Origin of the sequence: Pseudomonas sp. SGAir0191, from assembly GCF_002812565.2 — a bacterium.
GTDB classification, from domain to species: domain Bacteria; phylum Pseudomonadota; class Gammaproteobacteria; order Pseudomonadales; family Pseudomonadaceae; genus Aquipseudomonas; species Aquipseudomonas parafulva_B.
Genome location: NZ_CP025035.2, coordinates 1,246,873 through 1,264,561 on the forward strand (window position 1 = coordinate 1,246,873; position 17,689 = coordinate 1,264,561).

A 17,689-nucleotide genomic window follows, 5' to 3' on the forward strand; every position below is an offset into this window, starting at 1 on the left:
ATGATCAGCACTGAACTCAAAGCCACCATCCAGGGCGCCTATACGCGATTTCTCGAAGCCAAGAGCCTCAAGCCGCGTTACGGCCAGCGCCTGATGATCGCCGAGGTAGCCAAGGTCCTCGGGGACATTCCCTGCGACGACGAAGGCCGCCGTGCCGGCGAACCCGCCGTCGTGGCGGTGGAGGCGGGCACCGGTACCGGCAAGACGGTTGCCTACAGCCTGGCGGCCATTCCGGCGGCCAAGGCGGCAGGCAAGCGTCTGGTCATCGCCACTGCGACCGTGGCGCTGCAGGAGCAGATCGTCTTCAAGGACCTGCCTGACCTGATGCGCAACAGCGGGCTGAATTTCAGCTTTGCCCTGGCCAAAGGGCGGGGCCGCTACCTGTGCCTGTCCAAGCTCGACATCCTGGTCCAGGAAGGCCACGCCCAGACCTCCCAGGCGCAGTTGCTGGAGGAAGAAGGTTTTCGCATCGACGTGGACGAGCGCAGTTTGAAGCTGTTCAACAGCATGATCGAAAAGCTGGCCGGCAACCGTTGGGACGGTGATCGCGACAGTTGGCCAGACAGCCTCGAAGACGAGGACTGGGCACGGCTGACCACCGACCACAGCCAATGCACCGGCCGCCACTGTCCCAATTTCCAGCAGTGCGTGTTCTACAAGGCCCGTGAAGGCATGGGCAAGGTAGACGTAATCGTCACCAACCACGACATGGTGCTGGCCGACCTGGCACTGGGCGGCGGTGCGGTGCTCCCGGCCCCCCGGGACACCATGTACGTGTTCGACGAAGGGCATCACCTGCCAGACAAGGCCATCGGCCACTTCGCCCATTATTCACGGTTGCGTTCAACCGCCGACTGGCTTGAGCAAACCGCCAAGAACCTGACCAAGCTGCTGGCCCAGCACCCCCTGCCGGGCGATCTGGGCAAGCTGATCGAACAGGTGCCCGAGCTTGCCCGCGAAATCCGCACCCAGCAGCAGTTCATGTTCACGCTCTGCGAGCAGGTGGCCGATTTTCGTCCAGGCGAAGACAACGAAGGGCGTGAACGCCCCCGCTACCGTTTTCCAGGTGGCGTGGTGCCCGATGAAATCCGCGAGGTCGGCGTCGAGCTGAAAAAAGGCTTTGCCCGCCTGAACGATGTGTTCACCCGCCTGACCGACCTGCTAAAGGAAGGCATGGGCGGCGAGGTCAGCATTGGCATCGCCAGCCACCAGGCCGAGGAGTGGTACCCGCTGTTCGGTAGCCTGCAGACCCGTGCCCAGGGCAACTGGGAATTGTGGACGGCGTTCACCGCCGAAGACCCCGAGGACAGCCCGCCCATGGCCCGCTGGCTGACCTTGGCCGAGAGTGGGGCACTGTTCGATATCGAGGTCAATGCCAGTCCCATCTTGGCGGCCGAGATGCTGCGGCGCAGCTTGTGGAACGTGGCACACGGCGCATTGGTCACCTCTGCGACCCTGACAGCGCTGGGCAAGTTCGACCGCTTCCGCATGCGCTCGGGGTTGCCCCGCGATGCGGTTTCCTGCGTGGTGCCCAGCCCGTTCGTGCACGGTGATGCAGGCCTGCTGCGGGTGCCCGACCTCAAGGCCGACCCCCGTGACGCCGCCGGCCACACCGCGGCCATCATTCGCGAGCTGCCGGGCATCGTCGAAGAGGCCCGCGGCGCGCTGGTGTTGTTCTCGTCACGCAAGCAGATGCAGGACGTGTTCGATGGCCTGGACCGGGACTGGCGCAAGCTGGTGCTGATCCAGGGCAACTTGTCCAAGCAGGAAACCCTGAACAAGCACAAGGCTCGCGTCGACGACGGCCAGCACAGCGTGCTGTTCGGTCTGGCCAGCTTCGCCGAGGGCGTCGACTTGCCGGGGGCCTATTGCGAGCACGTGGTCATCGCCAAGATCCCGTTCGCCGTGCCTGACGACCCCGTCGAGGCTGCCTTGGCAGAGTGGATCGAAGCGCGAGGCGGCAATCCATTCATGGAAATTGCCGTGCCTGATGCCTCGTTGCGCCTGATCCAGGCATGTGGCCGACTGTTGCGCACCGAGCAGGACCGCGGTGTCATCACCTTGCTGGACCGGCGCCTGGTCACCCAGCGCTACGGCAAGGCTATTCTCAATGCGCTGCCGCCATTTCGGCGGGAGATTTCCTGACGGCCGGAGCGCTTGCGCCGGCACGTTGTCCAACCTCAGTCGTGGGCCATGAGGGCCCTGAAGGAGAGACCCCGCCCTATGGTTCGCCGTACCTTGCCCGCTGTCATCGCCCTGCTGTTGAGTCCGCCGTTGCTGGCGGGGCAGCAGACGTTGTTCAGCTTCGTGCGCCCGGCCTCGGTGGTCAATGTCGCAACCGTGGATGCCGGCATGCCCCAGTACAACGCCGAGCAGACCGCCCAGGGCGAGGTGTTGCGACGCGTGGTGTTCAACGCCGCCGAGCGGCCGACCTTGCGCATGAGCCCGCAAAGCGGCACCTGGGACTGGTCCACCGGCCGCTTCCTGACCCTGCGCCTTCAAAACGCGATGGCCTGGGCGCTGACCTTGGATGTGACGGTGCAGGGCAATGACGGCCGTACGCTGACCAGCCGTATCGACTTGCCGGCAGGGCCCGCGCAAACGGTGATGGTGCCGTTGACAGCGCGTTCGCCCCTGCAGCAAGGGCTGCGTGCAGGCCCGCCCATGCCGTGGAGCTTCGGCGGCCAGCGCGTGCTACTCGGCAGCAGTACGGGCGCGGTGGACCTGGCACAGGTCGCGGCGGTCAGCCTGAGCATCCCTGGTCCCAAGGCAGCCCAGAGCCTGCTGATCGAGCGCGTGGGTATCCAGGATGACGACCAAGCGTGGCAGGCGGCCTACCGCGAACTCATCGACCCCTACGGCCAGTCCACGCGCAGCACCTGGCCTGAGAAAGTAACCAGTGATGAGCAGCTCAAGGCGAGCGCCGGGCGTGAACAGCAGCAGATCAAGGGGTGGTTGGCCGAACGTGAAAAGCAGCCGCTGGACACCTATGGCGGCGTGACGGCAGGCACGCCCTTCGAGGCTACCGGGTTCTTCCGCACCGAAAAACGCGAGGGTCGCTGGTACCTGGTGACGCCGCTGGGGCACCCGTTCTATTCCCTGGGCGTCAATGCCGTGGCCGCAGATGGCGGGCGCACGTATGTGGCGGGGCGCGAGGGGATGTTCAAGGCGCTGCCGCAACAGGGCGAGCCCCTGTCCGCCTTCTATGGCCAGGGCAATAACGATGACGGCAATGCCTCGTCCCAGGGGCGCGCCTTCAAGAAGGGGCAGTGGTTCGACTTCTATGCCGCCAATCTCGAACGCACCTACGCAGCACCGTGCCAGGGGGCCGACCCGCAGGCGCCAGCGCAGCCGGCCAATTGCCCTCCTGCCAAGTTGGACAGCGCCCGCTGGCAGCGCCATACGCTCGACCGGCTGCAGGCCTGGGGCTTCAATACACTGGGCAACTGGAGCGATGCGGCCTTGGGCGAGCACCAGCGCGTGCCCTACACCTTGCCGCTGTCCATCGTGGGCGATTACGCGAGCATCAGCACCGGCATGGACTGGTGGGGCCGCATGCCCGATCCCTTCGACCCACGCTTTGCGATGGCCACCGAACGGGCCGTGGCCATCGCCGCCCGCGACCACCGCGATGACCCTTGGCTGATTGGTTATTTTGCCGACAACGAGCTGGCCTGGGCGGCCCCGGGCGATGACCCGAAAGCGCGCTATGGGCTGGCCTACGGTACATTGCGCCTGACCACCGACGTACCGGCCAAGCGCGCATTCCTCAAGCAGCTGCGTGACAAGTACCGAAATCAGGAAGGCTTGTCCAAGGCCTGGGGCATCGAGCTGTCGGCTTGGGAGTTGATGGAAGACCCCGGTTTCGAGGCCCCACTGCCCAGCCCGGAACACCCGGAAATCGAACGCGACTACCAGTATTTCCAGCAGGTGTTCGCCCAGACCTATTTCAAGACCCTCTCCGACTCGCTCAAGTGGCATGCGCCGAATCACCTCTTGCTGGGTGGGCGGTTTGCCGTGAGTACGCCCGAAGCGGTCAAGGCCTGCGCCGAGTTCTGCGATGTGCTCAGCTTCAATTTCTATACCCTCAAGCCTCAGGACGGCTATGACTTCGCGCGCCTGGCGGAGCTGGACAAGCCGGTGCTGGTGTCCGAGTTCCAATTCGGCTCGCGCGATCGCGGGCCGTTCTGGCCGGGGCCGGTGGAGGTCGCACGCGAGGAAGACCGCGGGCCTGCCTATGGCAATTTCCTCAAGGCGGCGCTCGCCCAGCCCACGATCGTCGGCGCCCATTGGTTCCAGTACCTTGACCAACCTGCCAGCGGCCGATTGCTGGACGCAGAGAACGGGCACCTGGGGTTGGTTGCCATCACCGACATCGCCTACCCAGGCTTCGTCCAGGCCGTGCGCAAGAGCAATCTCGAAGCATTGGACCAGTTGCGCGCGCACAGCCAAGCGCCAGCGTCGCCGTGACGAGCGATGGGCGCCTGTAGGCAAAAGGCCGAACTACTGAAACAATGCAGGCCCTTTTGCCAACATGCCGCATGGAGAACACAGGGTGCAGATTCAGGGTCATTTTGAGCTGAAATTCGAAGCAGTGCGCGAAGCCTTCGCGGCGCTGTTCGATGATCCCCAAGAACGCGGGGCTGCGCTGTGCATTCAGGTGGGCGGTGAAACGGTAGTGGACCTGTGGGCGGGCACCGCCGACAAGGATGGCCAGCAGCCCTGGCACAGCGACACCATCGCTAACCTGTTTTCCTGCACCAAACCCTTTGCCGCCGTCACCGCCTTGCAACTGGTGGGCGAGGGCAAACTTGAACTGGATTCTCCGGTGGCGCGTTATTGGCCTGAGTTCGGTCAGGCGGGCAAAGCGGCTATCACGCTACGACAATTGCTCAGCCACCGTGCCGGTCTGCCTGCGATTCGCGAGCTGCTGCCAGCCGAGGCCCTTTACGACTGGCAGGCAATGGTCGATGCCCTGGCCGCGCAAACACCGTGGTGGACACCGGGCAGCGAGCACGGTTACGCCGCTATCACCTTTGGTTGGCTGATCGGCGAGTTGATTCGTCGCGCAGATGGGCGCGGCCCAGGCGACTCCATCGTGGCGCGTACGGCGCGGCCGCTGGGGCTGGACTTCCATGTGGGGCTGGCCGACGAGGAGTTTCATCGGGTGGCCCATATCGCGCGCGGCAAAGGCAACCCCGGTGACGCCGCTGCCCAGCGTCTGCTGCAGGTGACGCTGCGTGAGCCCGAGGCGCTGTCTACAAGGGCGTTTACCAACCCGCCCGCCATTCTGACCAGTACCAACAAACCTGAATGGCGGCGCATGCAGCAACCCGCAGCCAATGGCCATGGCAATGCCCGCAGCCTGGCTGGGTTCTATGCAGGCCTGCTCGAAGGCAGCCTGCTGGAGTCGGAGCTGCTGGAGGCGTTCACTCGCCAACACAGCCTGGGCCAGGACCGGACCTTGCTGACCCAGACGCGCTTCGGGCTGGGCTGCATGCTCGACCAGCCTGATGTGGCCAATGCCACCTTCGGCTTGGGTGCTCGCGCCTTCGGTCACCCCGGTGCCGGGGGCTCGGTCGGGTTTGCCGATCCGGAGCGAGATGTGGCTTTTGGCTTTGTCGTCAATACCTTGGGCCCCTACGTGCTGATGGACCCTCGCGCCCAGAAACTGGTGCGCGTGCTTGGGCAATGCCTTTGATCGGTTAGTACGGGTATTGCCCAGCCTCTTTGACTATCCTCAATGCCGACGCCTCAAGAGTGTGGGCAAAATTTCTTTCTAATTCATGGTGTATCGCTGATGTCTTCACATAAAACCTTAGCACTCGCCCTGTGCCTGACCGCTGTCACAGGCTGCGCCAGCCATCCCGAGGGTTCTGCCAAGAGCGCCAGTTCAAGCTGGTGGCCATTCGGCTCGGACAAGGTCGCCGAACAGGAAGTGAAGGCAGCAGTCACGGAAAAGGTCGCCAAGGCCGACGCCAAATCCGAAAGCAGCAGCCGCTGGTGGTGGCCGTTTGGCGGTGAGCAGAAGCAGGCCCAAGGGCCGGTGGTGCCGAAGATCGACCAACAGGCCACCCAGGCCTGGTTGGATGAGTACGAACCCAAGCTGCGCGAGGCCATCAAGGACAGCAAGCTGGAGCTCGAGCGGCGCGACAACGTGCTGGCAGTCACCTTGCCAGTAGACGGCGCGTACAACCCTGACCGTCCGAACATGTTATTGCCCGTCACCCTGGGCCCCATCACCCGCGTGGCCAAGACGGTCGAAGGCGACCCCAAGACGGCCGTGCTGGTGCTGGGCCACGCCGACACCAGTGGCGTGGTGGCTGCCAACCAGAAGCTGAGCCTTGAGCGTGCTGCCTCGGTATCGGCCATCTTCCGCCTGAGCGGGTTGCAACGTGATCGCCTGATCCTCAAGGGCATGGGCTCGGTGATGCCTCGCGCCGCCAACGACAGTGCCGAAGGCCGTGCGCTGAACCGCCGCGTGGAAATGCTGCTGACCCCACAGAACACCATGGTCGCGCTGCTGAGCAAGTATCAACAGGCCACGCCAACGCCGTCGCCGGCTGCCATGGTAGCCGTGCAGGATGCCAAGGCACCTGTGACCAAGGCTACAGCCGCCAAGGCCCAGCCAAGCAAAGCTGCAGCCAAGCCAGCCGGCAAAACCGCTGCCAAGAAGCCTGCCGCCAAAGCCAAGTCCCCGGCCAAGACGGCGACCAAAAAAGCGGCGGCCGCCAAACCTGCCGCCAAGAAAGCTGCCACTGACAAGAAGGTAGCTGCCAACAGCCCTGCGAAGACCAACTGATCGTCAAGGAACGCAGCAATGACCCAATCCCTGGCCGATATGCGCCGCGATTACACCCGCGACGGCCTGACCGAGGCTCAGGCCCCGGCCGAGCCGTTCGCCTTGTTTCACCAATGGTTCGGCGATGCCGTGCAAACAGAGCAGGCACCGGTGGAAGCCAACGCCATGACCCTGGCCACGGTGGACGCCGATGGGCGACCGCACTGCCGTGTGCTGTTGCTCAAAGGGCTGGACGAGCAGGGCTTCACGTTCTTCACCAACTACGACAGCGCCAAGGGTAGGCAGCTGCAGGCCAACCCGTTCGCCGCCATGACCTTTTTCTGGCCGGCGCTCGAACGGCAAGTGCGTATCGAGGGCCGTGTCGAGAAGGTCTCGGCCAAGGAATCGGACGATTACTACCAGGTCAGGCCGTTGGGCAGCCGTCTGGGCGCCTGGGCATCGCCCCAGAGCCAGGTGATCGCTGGGCGCGAGGCGCTCGAAACCCTGGTCAAGGCGACCGAGGCACGTTTCTCCGACACCCAGCCTCACTGCCCCGAGCATTGGGGTGGCTACCGCCTGCTGCCAGAGCGCATCGAGTTCTGGCAAGGGCGCGCCAGTCGCCTGCATGACCGCCTGAACTACCGCAAGGCGGCCCAAGGCTGGCACCGCGAGCGTCTCGCGCCTTGATACACGGGGCTACGAGATAACCCCATCGGCTCTGTTCTTCAGCGCGAATACGCCGCCGCCTCCTGCGCAAGCCACTGAGCCAGTGCCTTGCGCCCCATCTTCGACTGACGCGCATGTTGCAACCGCTGCAGCATGTACGCCTGCTTGTGCGGGTCGCCACCTGCCAGTGACAGCGCCAGGTCACGGTCCATCCATTGCCGCATGCGCACGTACAACCAGGCGTGGAATCCCAACCCGGCGAGGGTGGCGACCACAACGATGAAGTAATCCATGGTTATCCTTGGTCTGATTGGTAAGCGCCCTGCCTGACCGCTTTGGCTGTACGCTGGCTGAATGAAAGCAATTTTATGCAGTGAGTACCGTGACAGCCGTCAATGTGCAGCGTCTAATGAGTACCTGACTTATGGAGATTCTACCCATGCGTAAATCCGCTTTGCTGGTTGCGACCTTCACAGCCACCGCGCTGCTACTCGGTGGCTGTGCGTCAAACTTGAGCGGCGACAGCTATTCGCGCGATGAGGCCCGCCGTGTGCAAACCGTGCGCATGGGCACCATCGAATCGCTGCGCCCTGTGAAGATCGAAGGTACCAAGACGCCGATTGGCGGAGGCGCTGGTGCCGTAGTGGGTGGCCTGGCGGGCAGCGCCGTCGGTGGCGGGCGTGGCAGCATCGTCGCTGCCGTGATTGGTGCCGTTGCCGGTGGCCTGGCCGGCTCGGCCGCCGAAGAGGGCATCACCCGTACCCAGGGTGTGGAGATCACGGTGCGCGAAGACGACGGCAGCATGCGCGCCTACGTGCAATCCGTGCAGGAAAACGAGATTTTCCGGGTGGGCGACCGTGTGCGCATCATGACGGTCGATGGCACCAGCCGCGTCTCGCACTGATCAACGCCCTGAAAAAACCCGATCAGGCTTCTGGCCTGGTCGGGTTTTTTATACCGGCATTTCAGGGCTTGTTACTGGGCCAGCATGGCCTTGGCCACCGCTTCAGCAACCCGAATGCCATCAACCCCTGCAGACAGAATGCCACCTGCATAGCCCGCCCCTTCGCCGGCAGGGAACAGCCCCTTCACGTTCAGGCTCTGGAAGTCGTCGCCCCGCGTGATGCGAAGCGGCGAAGAGGTGCGGGTCTCGATCCCGGTCAACACCGCGTCATGCAGGTTATAGCCCTTGATTTGCCGATCAAAGGCGGGCAAGGCCTCGCGTATTGCCTCAATGGCGAAGGCCGGCAGGCTTGGCGCCAGGTCACCCAGGGTCACGCCAGGCTTATAGGACGGCTCGACACTGCCCAGTGCGGTCGAAGGCTTGCCAGCCACGAAATCGCCCACCAGCTGAGCCGGTGCCTGGTAGTTGCTCCCGCCCATGACGTAGGCGTGCGCTTCCAGGCGCTCTTGCAACTCGATGCCGGCCAGCGGGCCGCCGGGGTAGTCCCGTTCCGGGTCGATGCCGACGACGATGCCGGAGTTGGCATTGCGTTCGTTGCGTGAGTACTGGCTCATGCCATTGGTGACGACGCGGCCGGGTTCACTGGTGGCGGCCACTACCGTGCCGCCTGGGCACATGCAGAAGCTGTAGACCGACCGCCCGTTCTTGGCGTGATACACCAGCTTGTAGTCCGCCGCACCCAGCTTGGGGTGACCTGCATACTTGCCCAGGCGCGCCTTGTCGATCAACGATTGCGGGTGCTCGATGCGGAAACCGACGGAAAACGGTTTGGCTTCCATGTACACACCCTGCGCATGCAACATGCGGAAGGTGTCCCGGGCGCTATGGCCCAATGCCAGAACTACATGCCGTGAAAGCAGCTGCTCCCCACTTTCAAGCACCACGCCCTGAACCTGACCTTCTTCGATCAGCAGCTCGGTGACCTTTTGTTCGAAACGAACCTCGGCCCCCAGGGCGATCATTTCCTGGCGCATCTGCTCGACCATGCCGGTGAGGCGGAAGGTGCCGATGTGCGGCTTGTTGATGTACAAGATCTCGTCAGGCGCGCCGGCCTTGACGAACTCCTCCAACACCTTGCGGCCGTGATGCTGCGGGTCCTTGATCTGGCTGTACAGCTTGCCGTCGGAGAATGTCCCGGCACCGCCTTCGCCGAACTGCACGTTGGACTCGGGGTTGAGCACGCTCTTGCGCCACAGGCCCCAAGTGTCCTTGGTGCGCTGGCGCACTTCCTTGCCGCGTTCGAGGATGATCGGCTTGAAGCCCATCTGCGCCAGCAGCAAGCCGGCGAAAATCCCGCACGGGCCCAGTCCCACCACGATGGGTCGTGCGCCCAGGCCCTCAGGGGCATGGGCGACATACTTGTAGGTCACGTCCGGCGCGGGCACAACGTTATGGTCGTCGGCAAACCTGCGCAGCAACTCTTCTTCGTTGCTGGCATGCAGGTCGATGGTGTAGATGAACAGCAGTTCGGTGTTCTTCTTGCGCGCATCGTAGCTGCGCTTGAACAGGTTGAAGCTGATCAGCTGCTCGTCGCGGATGCCCAGGCGCTGGACGATGGCCTCGCGCAGTGCTTCATCGGGATGGTCCAGGGGCAGCTTGAGTTCGGTGATTCGTAGCATGGCAGGGTCCAGTATCCCGGCCATGGGCGGCCGGCGGCTTAACACAAACCGCCAAGTATAAAGCTTTAGCCGCCTCGACTGGCAGGATTAAGCCGCCCGGTCATCAGTCATCGCGCGCGCCACCGTAATAACCGCAGCCTTGCAGGGTCGTGCCATCAATGCGCAGCTCGGCGCGCAGATGGTTGAACGCGCCCGTGGCCGGGTCCATGCAGCGCTGTGGCGCCAGCCAGAGTTCGACGCGCTGCCCATTGGCTTCGCTGGTCAGCGTCAAGCCGCCACCGGGTACCTGCTCCTCCAGAAAGGGCAGGGCAAGCGGGGGTTGGTCAGCACGGTTGAGCACCATGCCCCGGCTATTGGCCTTGACGTCCCAGTCAGGCTTGTGGCCACCGGCTCGCAGGGTGAGCTGCTTGAAGTTGGGGTCGATGCACCCATTGCTGGCGTGTTCGAGGCGGTACAGGCGGCGCAGGTCCAGTTGCCCATCGGTATTGGCCTGCTTGCTGCCTGTAAGCCGGCCACGCACGTCGGCGAACAGGGTGTCGTTGGCACCGGTTGCAAGGTTAGCCGCTTCCTGCAGGATACCCGTGGCGGCGGCATCGTTGATGACGAAGCTGCGGGGTTCGTTGCAGGGCTTGAATAGCAACTGCCCACCGGCAGCGTGAACCTGGCCTTGCATGCGGGTGCTGCCGATATCAGGGTCGGCGGGTTTTTCGGCCAGGAGCTGGCAGCCCGCGAACAGGGGCAACAAGGCGGTCAGTAGCAGGGAAGGGGTCAGGCGCATGACGGGCTCCGGTGTTCGAGAGGCCGTCACGTTACTGAGGCAGGCAGGGGCAACACAAGCCCGGCGAAGAGAAATAGACGGCTGCCACTTGTGTGCAGTCGGTCTTGTTTGATCGTGAAACGGGGGGCAAGCGTGCAGTGTCAAGACAACGGGGCCCTGGCAGGCCCCGCTGGCATCAACCGCCTAGATAGGCGTCACGCACTTTTGGATCGGTCAGCAGCCCTTCGCCCGTACCCTGCATCACCACATGCCCATTCTCCAGCACATAGGCCCGGTCGGCGATCTTCAGCGCCTGGTTGGCGTTCTGTTCTACCAGGAACACTGTCACGCCATCACGGCGCAGCTGTTCGATGATGTCGAAGATCTGCTGGATGATGATCGGTGCCAGGCCCAGGGAGGGTTCGTCGAGCAGCAGCAACTTGGGTTTGCTCATCAGGGCACGCCCGATGGCCAGCATCTGCTGCTCGCCCCCGGACATGGTGCCGCCGCGCTGGGCATAACGCTCCTTCAGGCGCGGAAACAGCTGGAGCACTTTGTCCAACTGCGCCTGATAGTCACCCTTGTCGGTGAAGAACCCGCCCATGGCCAGGTTCTCCTCGACGGTCAGCCGGGCGAACACCCGGCGGCCTTCGGGCACCACGGCAATGCTCTTGCGCATGATGTGCGAGGAGGGCTGCCCGACCAGTTCCTCGCCCAGGTACTTGATGCTGCCGCTGTGGGCTTGGGGTGAACCGCACAGGGTCATGAGCAAAGTGGATTTGCCCGCGCCGTTGGCGCCGATCAGGGTGACGATTTCGCCCTGGTTGATCTCCACGTTGACGCTGTGCAGCGCCTGGATCTTGCCGTAGAAAGTGGAAACGTTCTCGAACTTCAGCATTTACGCTTCCCCCAGGTAGGCTTTGATCACTTCAGGGTTGTCGCGGATTTCCTGGGGCGTACCGTGGGCCAGGGGCGTGCCCTGGTTGATGACCACGATGTGATCGGAAATGCTCATCACCAGCTTCATGTCATGCTCGATCAGCAGCACGGTCACGTTGTGTGATTCACGCAGATAGGCAATCAATGCCTTGAGGTCCTCGGTCTCTTTCGGGTTCAACCCGGCAGCCGGCTCGTCGAGCATGATGATCCGCGGGCGGGTCATCATGCAGCGGGCGATTTCCAGGCGCCGTTGCTGGCCGTAGGCGAGGGTGCCGGCGGTGCGGTTGGCGAATTCGGTCAAATTGACCTTGTCCAGCCAGTACTGCGCCCGCTCCATGGCTTCCTTTTCACTGCGGCGAAACCCCGGGGTCTTGAACAGCCCGGCGAAGAAGTTGGTGTTCAAGTGCCGGTGCTGGGCGATCAGCAGGTTTTCCAGCGCCGTCATTTCCTTGAACAGGCGCACGTTCTGGAAGGTGCGTACCACCCCTTTGCGCGCGATCTGGTGCCCGGCCAGGCCTTGGATGGGCTCGCCATCGAGCAGGATGGTGCCGCCGCTGGGCCGGTAGAAACCGGTCAGGCAGTTGAACACCGTGGTCTTGCCGGCGCCGTTCGGACCGATCAGCGCCACCACTTGTTTTTCCTTGACGGTCAGGCCTACGCCATTGACCGCCAACAAGCCGCCGAAGCGCATGCTAAGGCCGCTGACTTGCAGAATTTCGCGGCTCATCGACGCAGCTCCATGTGGGGACGTTGCATTGGCAGCAGACCTTGCGGACGCCAGATCATCATCAGCACCATCAGCGCACCGAACATCAGCATCCGGTATTCACTGAATTCGCGCATCAGCTCCGGCAGCAGGATCATGACGATGGCAGCGAGGATCACGCCAAGCTGCGAGCCCATGCCGCCGAGCACCACGATGGCCAGGATGATGGCCGACTCGATGAACGTGAACGATTCCGGCGTCACCAAGCCTTGGCGAGCAGCAAAGAAGCTGCCGGCAAAGCCTGCGAAGCAGGCACCCAGGGTGAAGGCCGAGAGCTTGATCACGGTGGGGTTCAGGCCCAGGGCACGGCAGGCGATCTCGTCTTCGCGCAACGCTTCCCAGGCACGGCCGATGGGCATGCGCAACAAGCGGTTGATCACGAACAGCGCAAGCAGTGCCAGCAACAGTGCAACCAGGTACAGGAAGATGACCTTGTTGATCGAGTTGTAGGGCAGGCCGAAATACTCGTGGAAGGTCTGCATGCCCTCGGCGGCGCGTCGCTCGAAGGTAAGGCCGAAGAATTCGGGTTTGGGAATGTTGCTGATGCCGTTGGGGCCACCGGTCCAGTCGGTGAGGTTACGCAGGAACAGGCGAATGATCTCGCCGAAGCCCAGCGTCACGATCGCCAGGTAGTCCCCCCGCAGGCGCAACACCGGAAAACCGAGCAGGAAGCCAAAGGTGGCGGCCATCAGTCCGGCAATCGGCAGGCAGACCCAGAAACTCCACCCCAGATAGTGCGACAGCATGGCGTAGCTGTAGGCACCCACGGCGTAGAAGCCCACATACCCCAGGTCCAGCAACCCGGCCAGGCCGACCACGATGTTCAGGCCAAGGCCGAGCAACACGTAGATCAGGATCAGGGTGGCGATGTCGACCGCGCCGCGCGAGCCGAAGAAGGGCCAGATCAGGGCCACCACGACCAGCCCAAGAATCACCCAGCGCTGGGTTTTGGGAAGGGTCAGGTAGTTGCTAAGCGCAGGTGGAATCAGCTTGCGGTCCGAGCGACGGCTCATCACCGAGCTCCACTGCCGGTCGAACAGCACGCGCAGGAACATCAGCACCGAGCACACGGCGATGATGCTGATAGTGAACGAGCCCTGGCTATGCACCACCAGGCTGATGCCGTCGATGCTCAGCTTCAGGCCCAGCACCGGGAAGGCCACGGCCCATACCAGCAAGGCGCTGAAAAACGCCGGTTTGAGATTCTTGTTCATACTTTTTCAACCTCCGGGCGGCCTAGGATGCCGGTCGGCCGGAACAACAGGACGAGAACCAACAAGCCGAATGCCACGACGTCCTTGTACTGGTCGCCGAAGATGTCGGCGCCGAACGCTTCGGCCACACCCAGCACCAGCCCACCGAGCATGGCGCCCGGAATGCTGCCGATACCGCCTAGCACCGCGGCGGTAAAGGCCTTCAGGCCAACCAGGAAGCCGGCGTTAGGGTTGATGACCCCGTATTGCATGCTCAGCAGCACGGCCGCGACGGCCGCCAGGGCAGCACCGATGACGAAGGTGAGGGCGATGATGTTGTTGGTGTTGATGCCCAGCAAGTTGGCCATCTTGATGTCCTCGGCGCAGGCGCGACATGCGCGGCCCAGTCGCGAACGGGAGATGAACAGGGTCAGCAGGGTCATGGCCACCAGTGTTACCACGAACACCAGCACTTGCATGTAGGACACCAGGACTTCTTCTGCGCCGCCTGGTCCGAACGAGAAACTGCCCGGAATCAGGTTGGGAATGGACTTGTCCTTGGAGTCTTGGGACAACAGCACGGTGTTCTGCAGGAAAATCGACATACCGATGGCAGAAATCAGCGGAATCAGCCGGTTACTGTTGCGCAGTGGACGGTAGGCAACCCGTTCGATGCTGTAGCCATAGGCACTGGTCACGAAAATGGTCGCGACGAAGGCAACGGTCATCAGGATCGGCAGCGAATGAATACCCATCATGGCCAGACCCGCCAAGGCGATGAACGCCACATACGAGCCGATCATGTAGACCTCGCCGTGGGCGAAGTTGATCATGCCGATGATGCCGTACACCATCGTGTAGCCGATGGCGATCAAGGCATAGGTGCTGCCGATGGTCAATCCATTAACCAGTTGTTGGAAGAAATGGTAGATCTCAGGCATTACAGCGCTCCTAAAAACCTGATTTGCATTTCGCTGGCCGGGGTACGGCCAGGAAACCGCGGGTGACGGTTTTAAGATTTTCAGGTGAGCCCATCCCCGGATCGCGGGGGCGGGCCCATGAACCTCGTAAAACAAAGCCCACTGCTCGCACAGTGGGCTTCTCGGTCAGCTATTAGTCACGCTTGTTACTGAGGGGAGACTTCAGTCTTCGGTTTGCCGAAGTGCCATTCGTAAACCACGAACTTGAAGTCTTTGAGGTCACCCTTGTCGTCATAGGTCAGGGTGCCGGTAGGGGTCTTGAACGAGCCACTGTGGATGGCCTCGGCCACCTTGTCGGTGTCCTCGGATTTCGCGGCTTTGATGCCTTGGGCGATCAGCTCGACGGCCGAGTAGGCAGGGAAGACGAACGGGCCGCTCGGGTCCTTGCCGTCAGCCTTGATCGCGTCGACGATCTTCTTGTTCTCAGGGTCGGCATCGAACGACTTGGGCAGGGTGACCAGCAGGCCTTCGGAGGCATTCTGGGCGATTTGCGAAATGGAGTCGTTACCCACGCCTTCCGGGCCCATGAACTTGGCTTTCAGGCCTTTTTCCTGCGCTTGACGCAGGATCAGGCCCAGCTCTGGGTGGTAGCCGCCGTAATACACGAAATCGACGTTGTTCTGCTTGAGCTTCTGGATGATGGACGAGAAGTCCTTGTCGCCGGCGTTGAGGCCTTCGAACACGGCAACCTTGGTGCCTTTTTGCTCCAGGGTCTGTTTGACGGCCGTGGCGATGCCTTCACCGTACTGCTGTTTGTCGTGCAGTACCGCGACCACCTTGGGCTTGACGTGGTCGGCGATGTAGTTGCCGGCGGCAGGGCCTTGGGCGCTGTCCAGGCCGATGGTGCGGAAGATCAGCTTGTAGCCGCGGGAGGTGATTTCCGGGGACGTTGCCGCCGGGGTGATCATGATCACGCCTTCGTCTTCGTAGATGTCGGACGCTGGCTGGGTGGAACTGGAGCACAGGTGGCCGATGACGAACTTGACGCCGTCGTTGACCACTTTGTTGGCGACGGCCACGGCCTGTTTAGGGTCGCAGGCGTCGTCGTATTCCTTGGCTTCGAGCATCTTGCCATCGACACCGCCTGCGGCGTTGATGTCCTTGATGGCTTGCTTGGCACCGATGAACTGCATGTCGCCATACTGGGTCACAGGGCCGGTCTTGGGCCCGGCAATCCCGATCTTGATGGTATCGGCGGCAAACGAATGGCTGGCTACCCCGGCCAGAACCATTGCGGCGAACAGCTTGGAAATCTTGATCATAGTGCTCCACTCATTCTGTTGTAATTCTTATAGTCCTGGCGGCCAGGGCTACAGACCAGGCGGGTTGCGGCGTGGTCATGCCAACGCGCAAGCCCACCTTCCCCGGAACATGTCCCGGAACTGTACCGGTACAGTGTAGAGCGCTGTCTGCGCGCTTGAAAAGCGGGCAAAAAGCGCCTGGTTTCACGGTTGTCGCTTGCTTGACACTAAAGTACAAAAAGGCGCCATCAGATGGCCTATCTTGGTAGTCGCACTTCGAAAAGACGCGGCCTGCCAGCCAATTGCATATTTGAAACCAGGTTTTTCTGCAAAAATGCCGGCCCTTTCAAAGCCAGATTTCCAGCGGATATTCCCATGACTGATCGAACAAGCACCCTCTATGCCAAATTGCTCGGAGAGACCGCCACCATCGAGTGGAAAGCCCTGGAAAGGTTCTGGGCAAAAGGTGACCTGATTTGGGTCGATCCCGCCCTGGATCTGATCACCGTGGCCACGGCAATGGCCGAAAACCGCAGTGATCTCTTCGATAAGTGGCGCACTGATGGCACTGTCGGCCCGGTGACGGCAGAACAGGCCAGTGAACTGCAAACCCGCGATCCAGAGATCTGGGCGGTGGTCGTGTCGCCGTTCATCGTCATTCAAGTCAGGCAGTGAATAGCAGCCTTGTGCTTTTTTGGTGCGCGAAAACGCGCAGGCGCCTCTTTTGGGTGCTCGTGATTGCTCAATTGAGGTAGAGGTAAGTAACAATTCGGCGTGGCGGTAACAGTTTACGGCATGCGTAAAGGTGGTCATCGCCACAGTCACGCAGCGCGGCGTTGCCCCAGCCCCTTTTTCAGCCAGGAGTACCTGATGAGCAACGCATTACCTTCACTTGGTTTCGCTGGTGTCGGTCTGATGGGCCTGCCGATGTGCAAGCGCCTGCTGGCGGCCGGCTATCGGCTGTGGGTATGGAACCGCAGCCCGGAAAAATGCCAGGCGCTGGTTGCCGCAGGCGCACGACTGGCCGCAAGCCCCGCCGAGCTTGCACGGCAGGTGGACATGGTATTGCTATGCCTGGCCGATACCGCCGTGGTGCGCGAGGTGGTATTTGGCGATCGGGGCGTTGCTGCAGGCGGGCGGCAGGGCCAGCTACTGGTGGATTTTTCCAGCCTGGAGCCTGGCGCTACCCGGGAAATGGCAGCCCAACTGGGCGCCTTGTGTGGGATGGCCTGGCTGGATGCCCCGGTGTCCGGCGGCACGGCGGGCGCGCAGGCAGGTACCCTGGCCATCATGGTGGGCGGGGATGAGGCTGACCTGGCGCGTGCTCGCCCAGTGCTGGAGGTGCTTGGTCAGCGGGTGACGCACATGGGAGGCGTTGGCGCTGGTCAGGTGACCAAGGCCTGCAATCAGATGATCGTGGCGTGCAATGCCCTGGTCATTGCCGAGGTCATCGCGCTGGCCGAGCGTTCCGGGGTGGACGCCGGGTTGATCGCCCAGGCCCTGGCAGGCGGATTTGCCGATTCCAAGCCTTTGCAGATATTGGCCCCGCAGATGGCAGAAAGCCGTTTCGCTCCCATCAAGTGGCATGTGCGAACGCTGCTCAAGGACCTGGATGGTGCCGTGAAGTTTTCACGCGAACAGGGCGCGGCGACGCCGCTGACGGGTCTGGCTGCCCAATTGATGCGCTTGCACGGCAGTCAGGGTTACCTGGACCAGGACCCTTCGACATTGGTCGAGCAGTATCGAGTCAAACGCCAGGACTAGGTGCTGACCAAACGCGCGG

Annotated in this window: 16 protein-coding genes; 8 read left to right on the forward strand and 8 right to left on the reverse strand. The window is 62.5% G+C overall.

The window, feature by feature from the left end; translation table 11 throughout:
* From dinG to pdxH, 5 genes are all read left to right on the forward strand, one after another.
* Window positions 1-2,145, forward strand: a complete 2,145-nt coding sequence (gene dinG, locus CWR53_RS05630) for an ATP-dependent DNA helicase DinG (RefSeq protein ID WP_058606041.1) — start codon at window positions 1-3, stop codon at window positions 2,143-2,145.
* Between the two features lie 78 nt (window positions 2,146-2,223).
* Window positions 2,224-4,470, forward strand: coding sequence for a beta-galactosidase (locus CWR53_RS05635; RefSeq protein ID WP_100851007.1), 2,247 nt, complete (start codon window positions 2,224-2,226; stop codon window positions 4,468-4,470).
* Window positions 4,471-4,555: 85 nt separating this feature from the next.
* Window positions 4,556-5,701 (forward strand): serine hydrolase domain-containing protein, encoded by a 1,146-nt coding sequence (locus CWR53_RS05640; RefSeq protein ID WP_058606039.1) that lies wholly within the window; start codon window positions 4,556-4,558, stop codon window positions 5,699-5,701.
* Window positions 5,702-5,800: 99 nt separating this feature from the next.
* Window positions 5,801-6,802, forward strand: coding sequence for an OmpA family protein (locus tag CWR53_RS05645; RefSeq protein WP_058606038.1), 1,002 nt, complete (start codon window positions 5,801-5,803; stop codon window positions 6,800-6,802).
* An 18-nt stretch (window positions 6,803-6,820) separates the two neighbouring features.
* Window positions 6,821-7,468 carry a pyridoxamine 5'-phosphate oxidase gene (pdxH, locus tag CWR53_RS05650; protein ID WP_058606037.1) on the forward strand — a complete coding sequence of 216 codons (648 nt, stop codon included), beginning with the start codon at window positions 6,821-6,823 and terminating at the stop codon, window positions 7,466-7,468.
* Window positions 7,469-7,506: 38 nt separating this feature from the next.
* Here the strand turns inward: pdxH and CWR53_RS05655 are convergent, their stop codons facing one another.
* On the reverse strand, window positions 7,507-7,740 hold the full coding sequence (locus CWR53_RS05655) for a hypothetical protein (protein ID WP_058606036.1): 234 nt from the start codon (window positions 7,738-7,740) through the stop codon (window positions 7,507-7,509).
* A 146-nt stretch (window positions 7,741-7,886) separates the two neighbouring features.
* Between CWR53_RS05655 and CWR53_RS05660 the strand changes: the two genes are divergently transcribed.
* On the forward strand, window positions 7,887-8,351 hold the full coding sequence (locus CWR53_RS05660; RefSeq protein ID WP_023535237.1) for a glycine zipper 2TM domain-containing protein: 465 nt from the start codon (window positions 7,887-7,889) through the stop codon (window positions 8,349-8,351).
* A gap of 71 nt (window positions 8,352-8,422) precedes the next feature.
* On the opposite strand, the gene CWR53_RS05665 is transcribed toward CWR53_RS05660, so the two are convergent.
* The 7 genes from CWR53_RS05665 to CWR53_RS05695 all read right to left on the reverse strand — a co-directional run bounded on the left by CWR53_RS05665 (window position 8,423) and on the right by CWR53_RS05695 (window position 15,927).
* Window positions 8,423-10,030: an NAD(P)/FAD-dependent oxidoreductase gene (locus tag CWR53_RS05665; RefSeq protein WP_100851008.1), complete on the reverse strand. Its 1,608-nt coding sequence runs from the start codon at window positions 10,028-10,030 to the stop codon at window positions 8,423-8,425.
* Between the two features lie 103 nt (window positions 10,031-10,133).
* The gene (locus tag CWR53_RS05670; RefSeq protein WP_058606034.1) at window positions 10,134-10,808 is read right to left on the reverse strand and encodes a COG3650 family protein; all 675 of its coding nucleotides are present in this window, start codon (window positions 10,806-10,808) and stop codon (window positions 10,134-10,136) included.
* A gap of 175 nt (window positions 10,809-10,983) precedes the next feature.
* On the reverse strand, window positions 10,984-11,685 hold the full coding sequence (locus tag CWR53_RS05675; protein WP_023535231.1) for an ABC transporter ATP-binding protein: 702 nt from the start codon (window positions 11,683-11,685) through the stop codon (window positions 10,984-10,986).
* Window positions 11,686-12,453 (reverse strand): high-affinity branched-chain amino acid ABC transporter ATP-binding protein LivG, encoded by a 768-nt coding sequence (livG, locus tag CWR53_RS05680; protein WP_023535212.1) that lies wholly within the window; start codon window positions 12,451-12,453, stop codon window positions 11,686-11,688.
* Window positions 12,450-13,706, reverse strand: a complete 1,257-nt coding sequence (locus CWR53_RS05685) for a high-affinity branched-chain amino acid ABC transporter permease LivM (protein WP_058606033.1) — start codon at window positions 13,704-13,706, stop codon at window positions 12,450-12,452. The genes livG and CWR53_RS05685 overlap by 4 nt, the downstream gene beginning before the upstream one ends.
* Window positions 13,703-14,626 (reverse strand): high-affinity branched-chain amino acid ABC transporter permease LivH, encoded by a 924-nt coding sequence (gene livH, locus CWR53_RS05690; protein WP_023535272.1) that lies wholly within the window; start codon window positions 14,624-14,626, stop codon window positions 13,703-13,705. The genes CWR53_RS05685 and livH overlap by 4 nt, the downstream gene beginning before the upstream one ends.
* A gap of 185 nt (window positions 14,627-14,811) precedes the next feature.
* Entirely contained in the window at window positions 14,812-15,927 is a 1,116-nt protein-coding gene (locus tag CWR53_RS05695; RefSeq protein WP_058606031.1) for a branched-chain amino acid ABC transporter substrate-binding protein, read from the reverse strand.
* Between the two features lie 354 nt (window positions 15,928-16,281).
* On the opposite strand from CWR53_RS05695, the gene CWR53_RS05705 reads away from it, so the two are divergent.
* Both CWR53_RS05705 and CWR53_RS05710 read left to right on the forward strand, forming a co-directional pair.
* A complete protein-coding gene (locus CWR53_RS05705; protein ID WP_058606030.1) occupies window positions 16,282-16,581 on the forward strand; it encodes a DUF2288 domain-containing protein in 300 nt (99 codons plus the stop codon).
* 195 nt (window positions 16,582-16,776) lie between these two features.
* The gene (locus tag CWR53_RS05710) at window positions 16,777-17,670 is read left to right on the forward strand and encodes an NAD(P)-dependent oxidoreductase (RefSeq protein ID WP_100851009.1); all 894 of its coding nucleotides are present in this window, start codon (window positions 16,777-16,779) and stop codon (window positions 17,668-17,670) included.
* The last annotated feature ends 19 nt before the right edge of the window (window positions 17,671-17,689 follow it).

Coding starts and splice junctions, on each gene's coding strand:
- dinG (WP_058606041.1), top strand. CDS start 1: ATGATCAGCACTGAACTCAAAGCCACCATCCAGGGCGCCTATACGCGA.
- CWR53_RS05635 (WP_100851007.1), top strand. CDS start 2,224: ATGGTTCGCCGTACCTTGCCCGCTGTCATCGCCCTGCTGTTGAGTCCG.
- CWR53_RS05645 (WP_058606038.1), top strand. CDS start 5,801: ATGTCTTCACATAAAACCTTAGCACTCGCCCTGTGCCTGACCGCTGTC.
- pdxH (WP_058606037.1), top strand. CDS start 6,821: ATGACCCAATCCCTGGCCGATATGCGCCGCGATTACACCCGCGACGGC.
- CWR53_RS05655 (WP_058606036.1), bottom strand. CDS start 7,740: ATGGATTACTTCATCGTTGTGGTCGCCACCCTCGCCGGGTTGGGATTC.
- CWR53_RS05660 (WP_023535237.1), top strand. CDS start 7,887: ATGCGTAAATCCGCTTTGCTGGTTGCGACCTTCACAGCCACCGCGCTG.
- CWR53_RS05665 (WP_100851008.1), bottom strand. CDS start 10,030: ATGCTACGAATCACCGAACTCAAGCTGCCCCTGGACCATCCCGATGAA.
- CWR53_RS05670 (WP_058606034.1), bottom strand. CDS start 10,808: ATGCGCCTGACCCCTTCCCTGCTACTGACCGCCTTGTTGCCCCTGTTC.
- CWR53_RS05675 (WP_023535231.1), bottom strand. CDS start 11,685: ATGCTGAAGTTCGAGAACGTTTCCACTTTCTACGGCAAGATCCAGGCG.
- livG (WP_023535212.1), bottom strand. CDS start 12,453: ATGAGCCGCGAAATTCTGCAAGTCAGCGGCCTTAGCATGCGCTTCGGC.
- CWR53_RS05685 (WP_058606033.1), bottom strand. CDS start 13,706: ATGAACAAGAATCTCAAACCGGCGTTTTTCAGCGCCTTGCTGGTATGG.
- livH (WP_023535272.1), bottom strand. CDS start 14,626: ATGCCTGAGATCTACCATTTCTTCCAACAACTGGTTAATGGATTGACC.
- CWR53_RS05695 (WP_058606031.1), bottom strand. CDS start 15,927: ATGATCAAGATTTCCAAGCTGTTCGCCGCAATGGTTCTGGCCGGGGTA.
- CWR53_RS05705 (WP_058606030.1), top strand. CDS start 16,282: ATGACTGATCGAACAAGCACCCTCTATGCCAAATTGCTCGGAGAGACC.
- CWR53_RS05710 (WP_100851009.1), top strand. CDS start 16,777: ATGAGCAACGCATTACCTTCACTTGGTTTCGCTGGTGTCGGTCTGATG.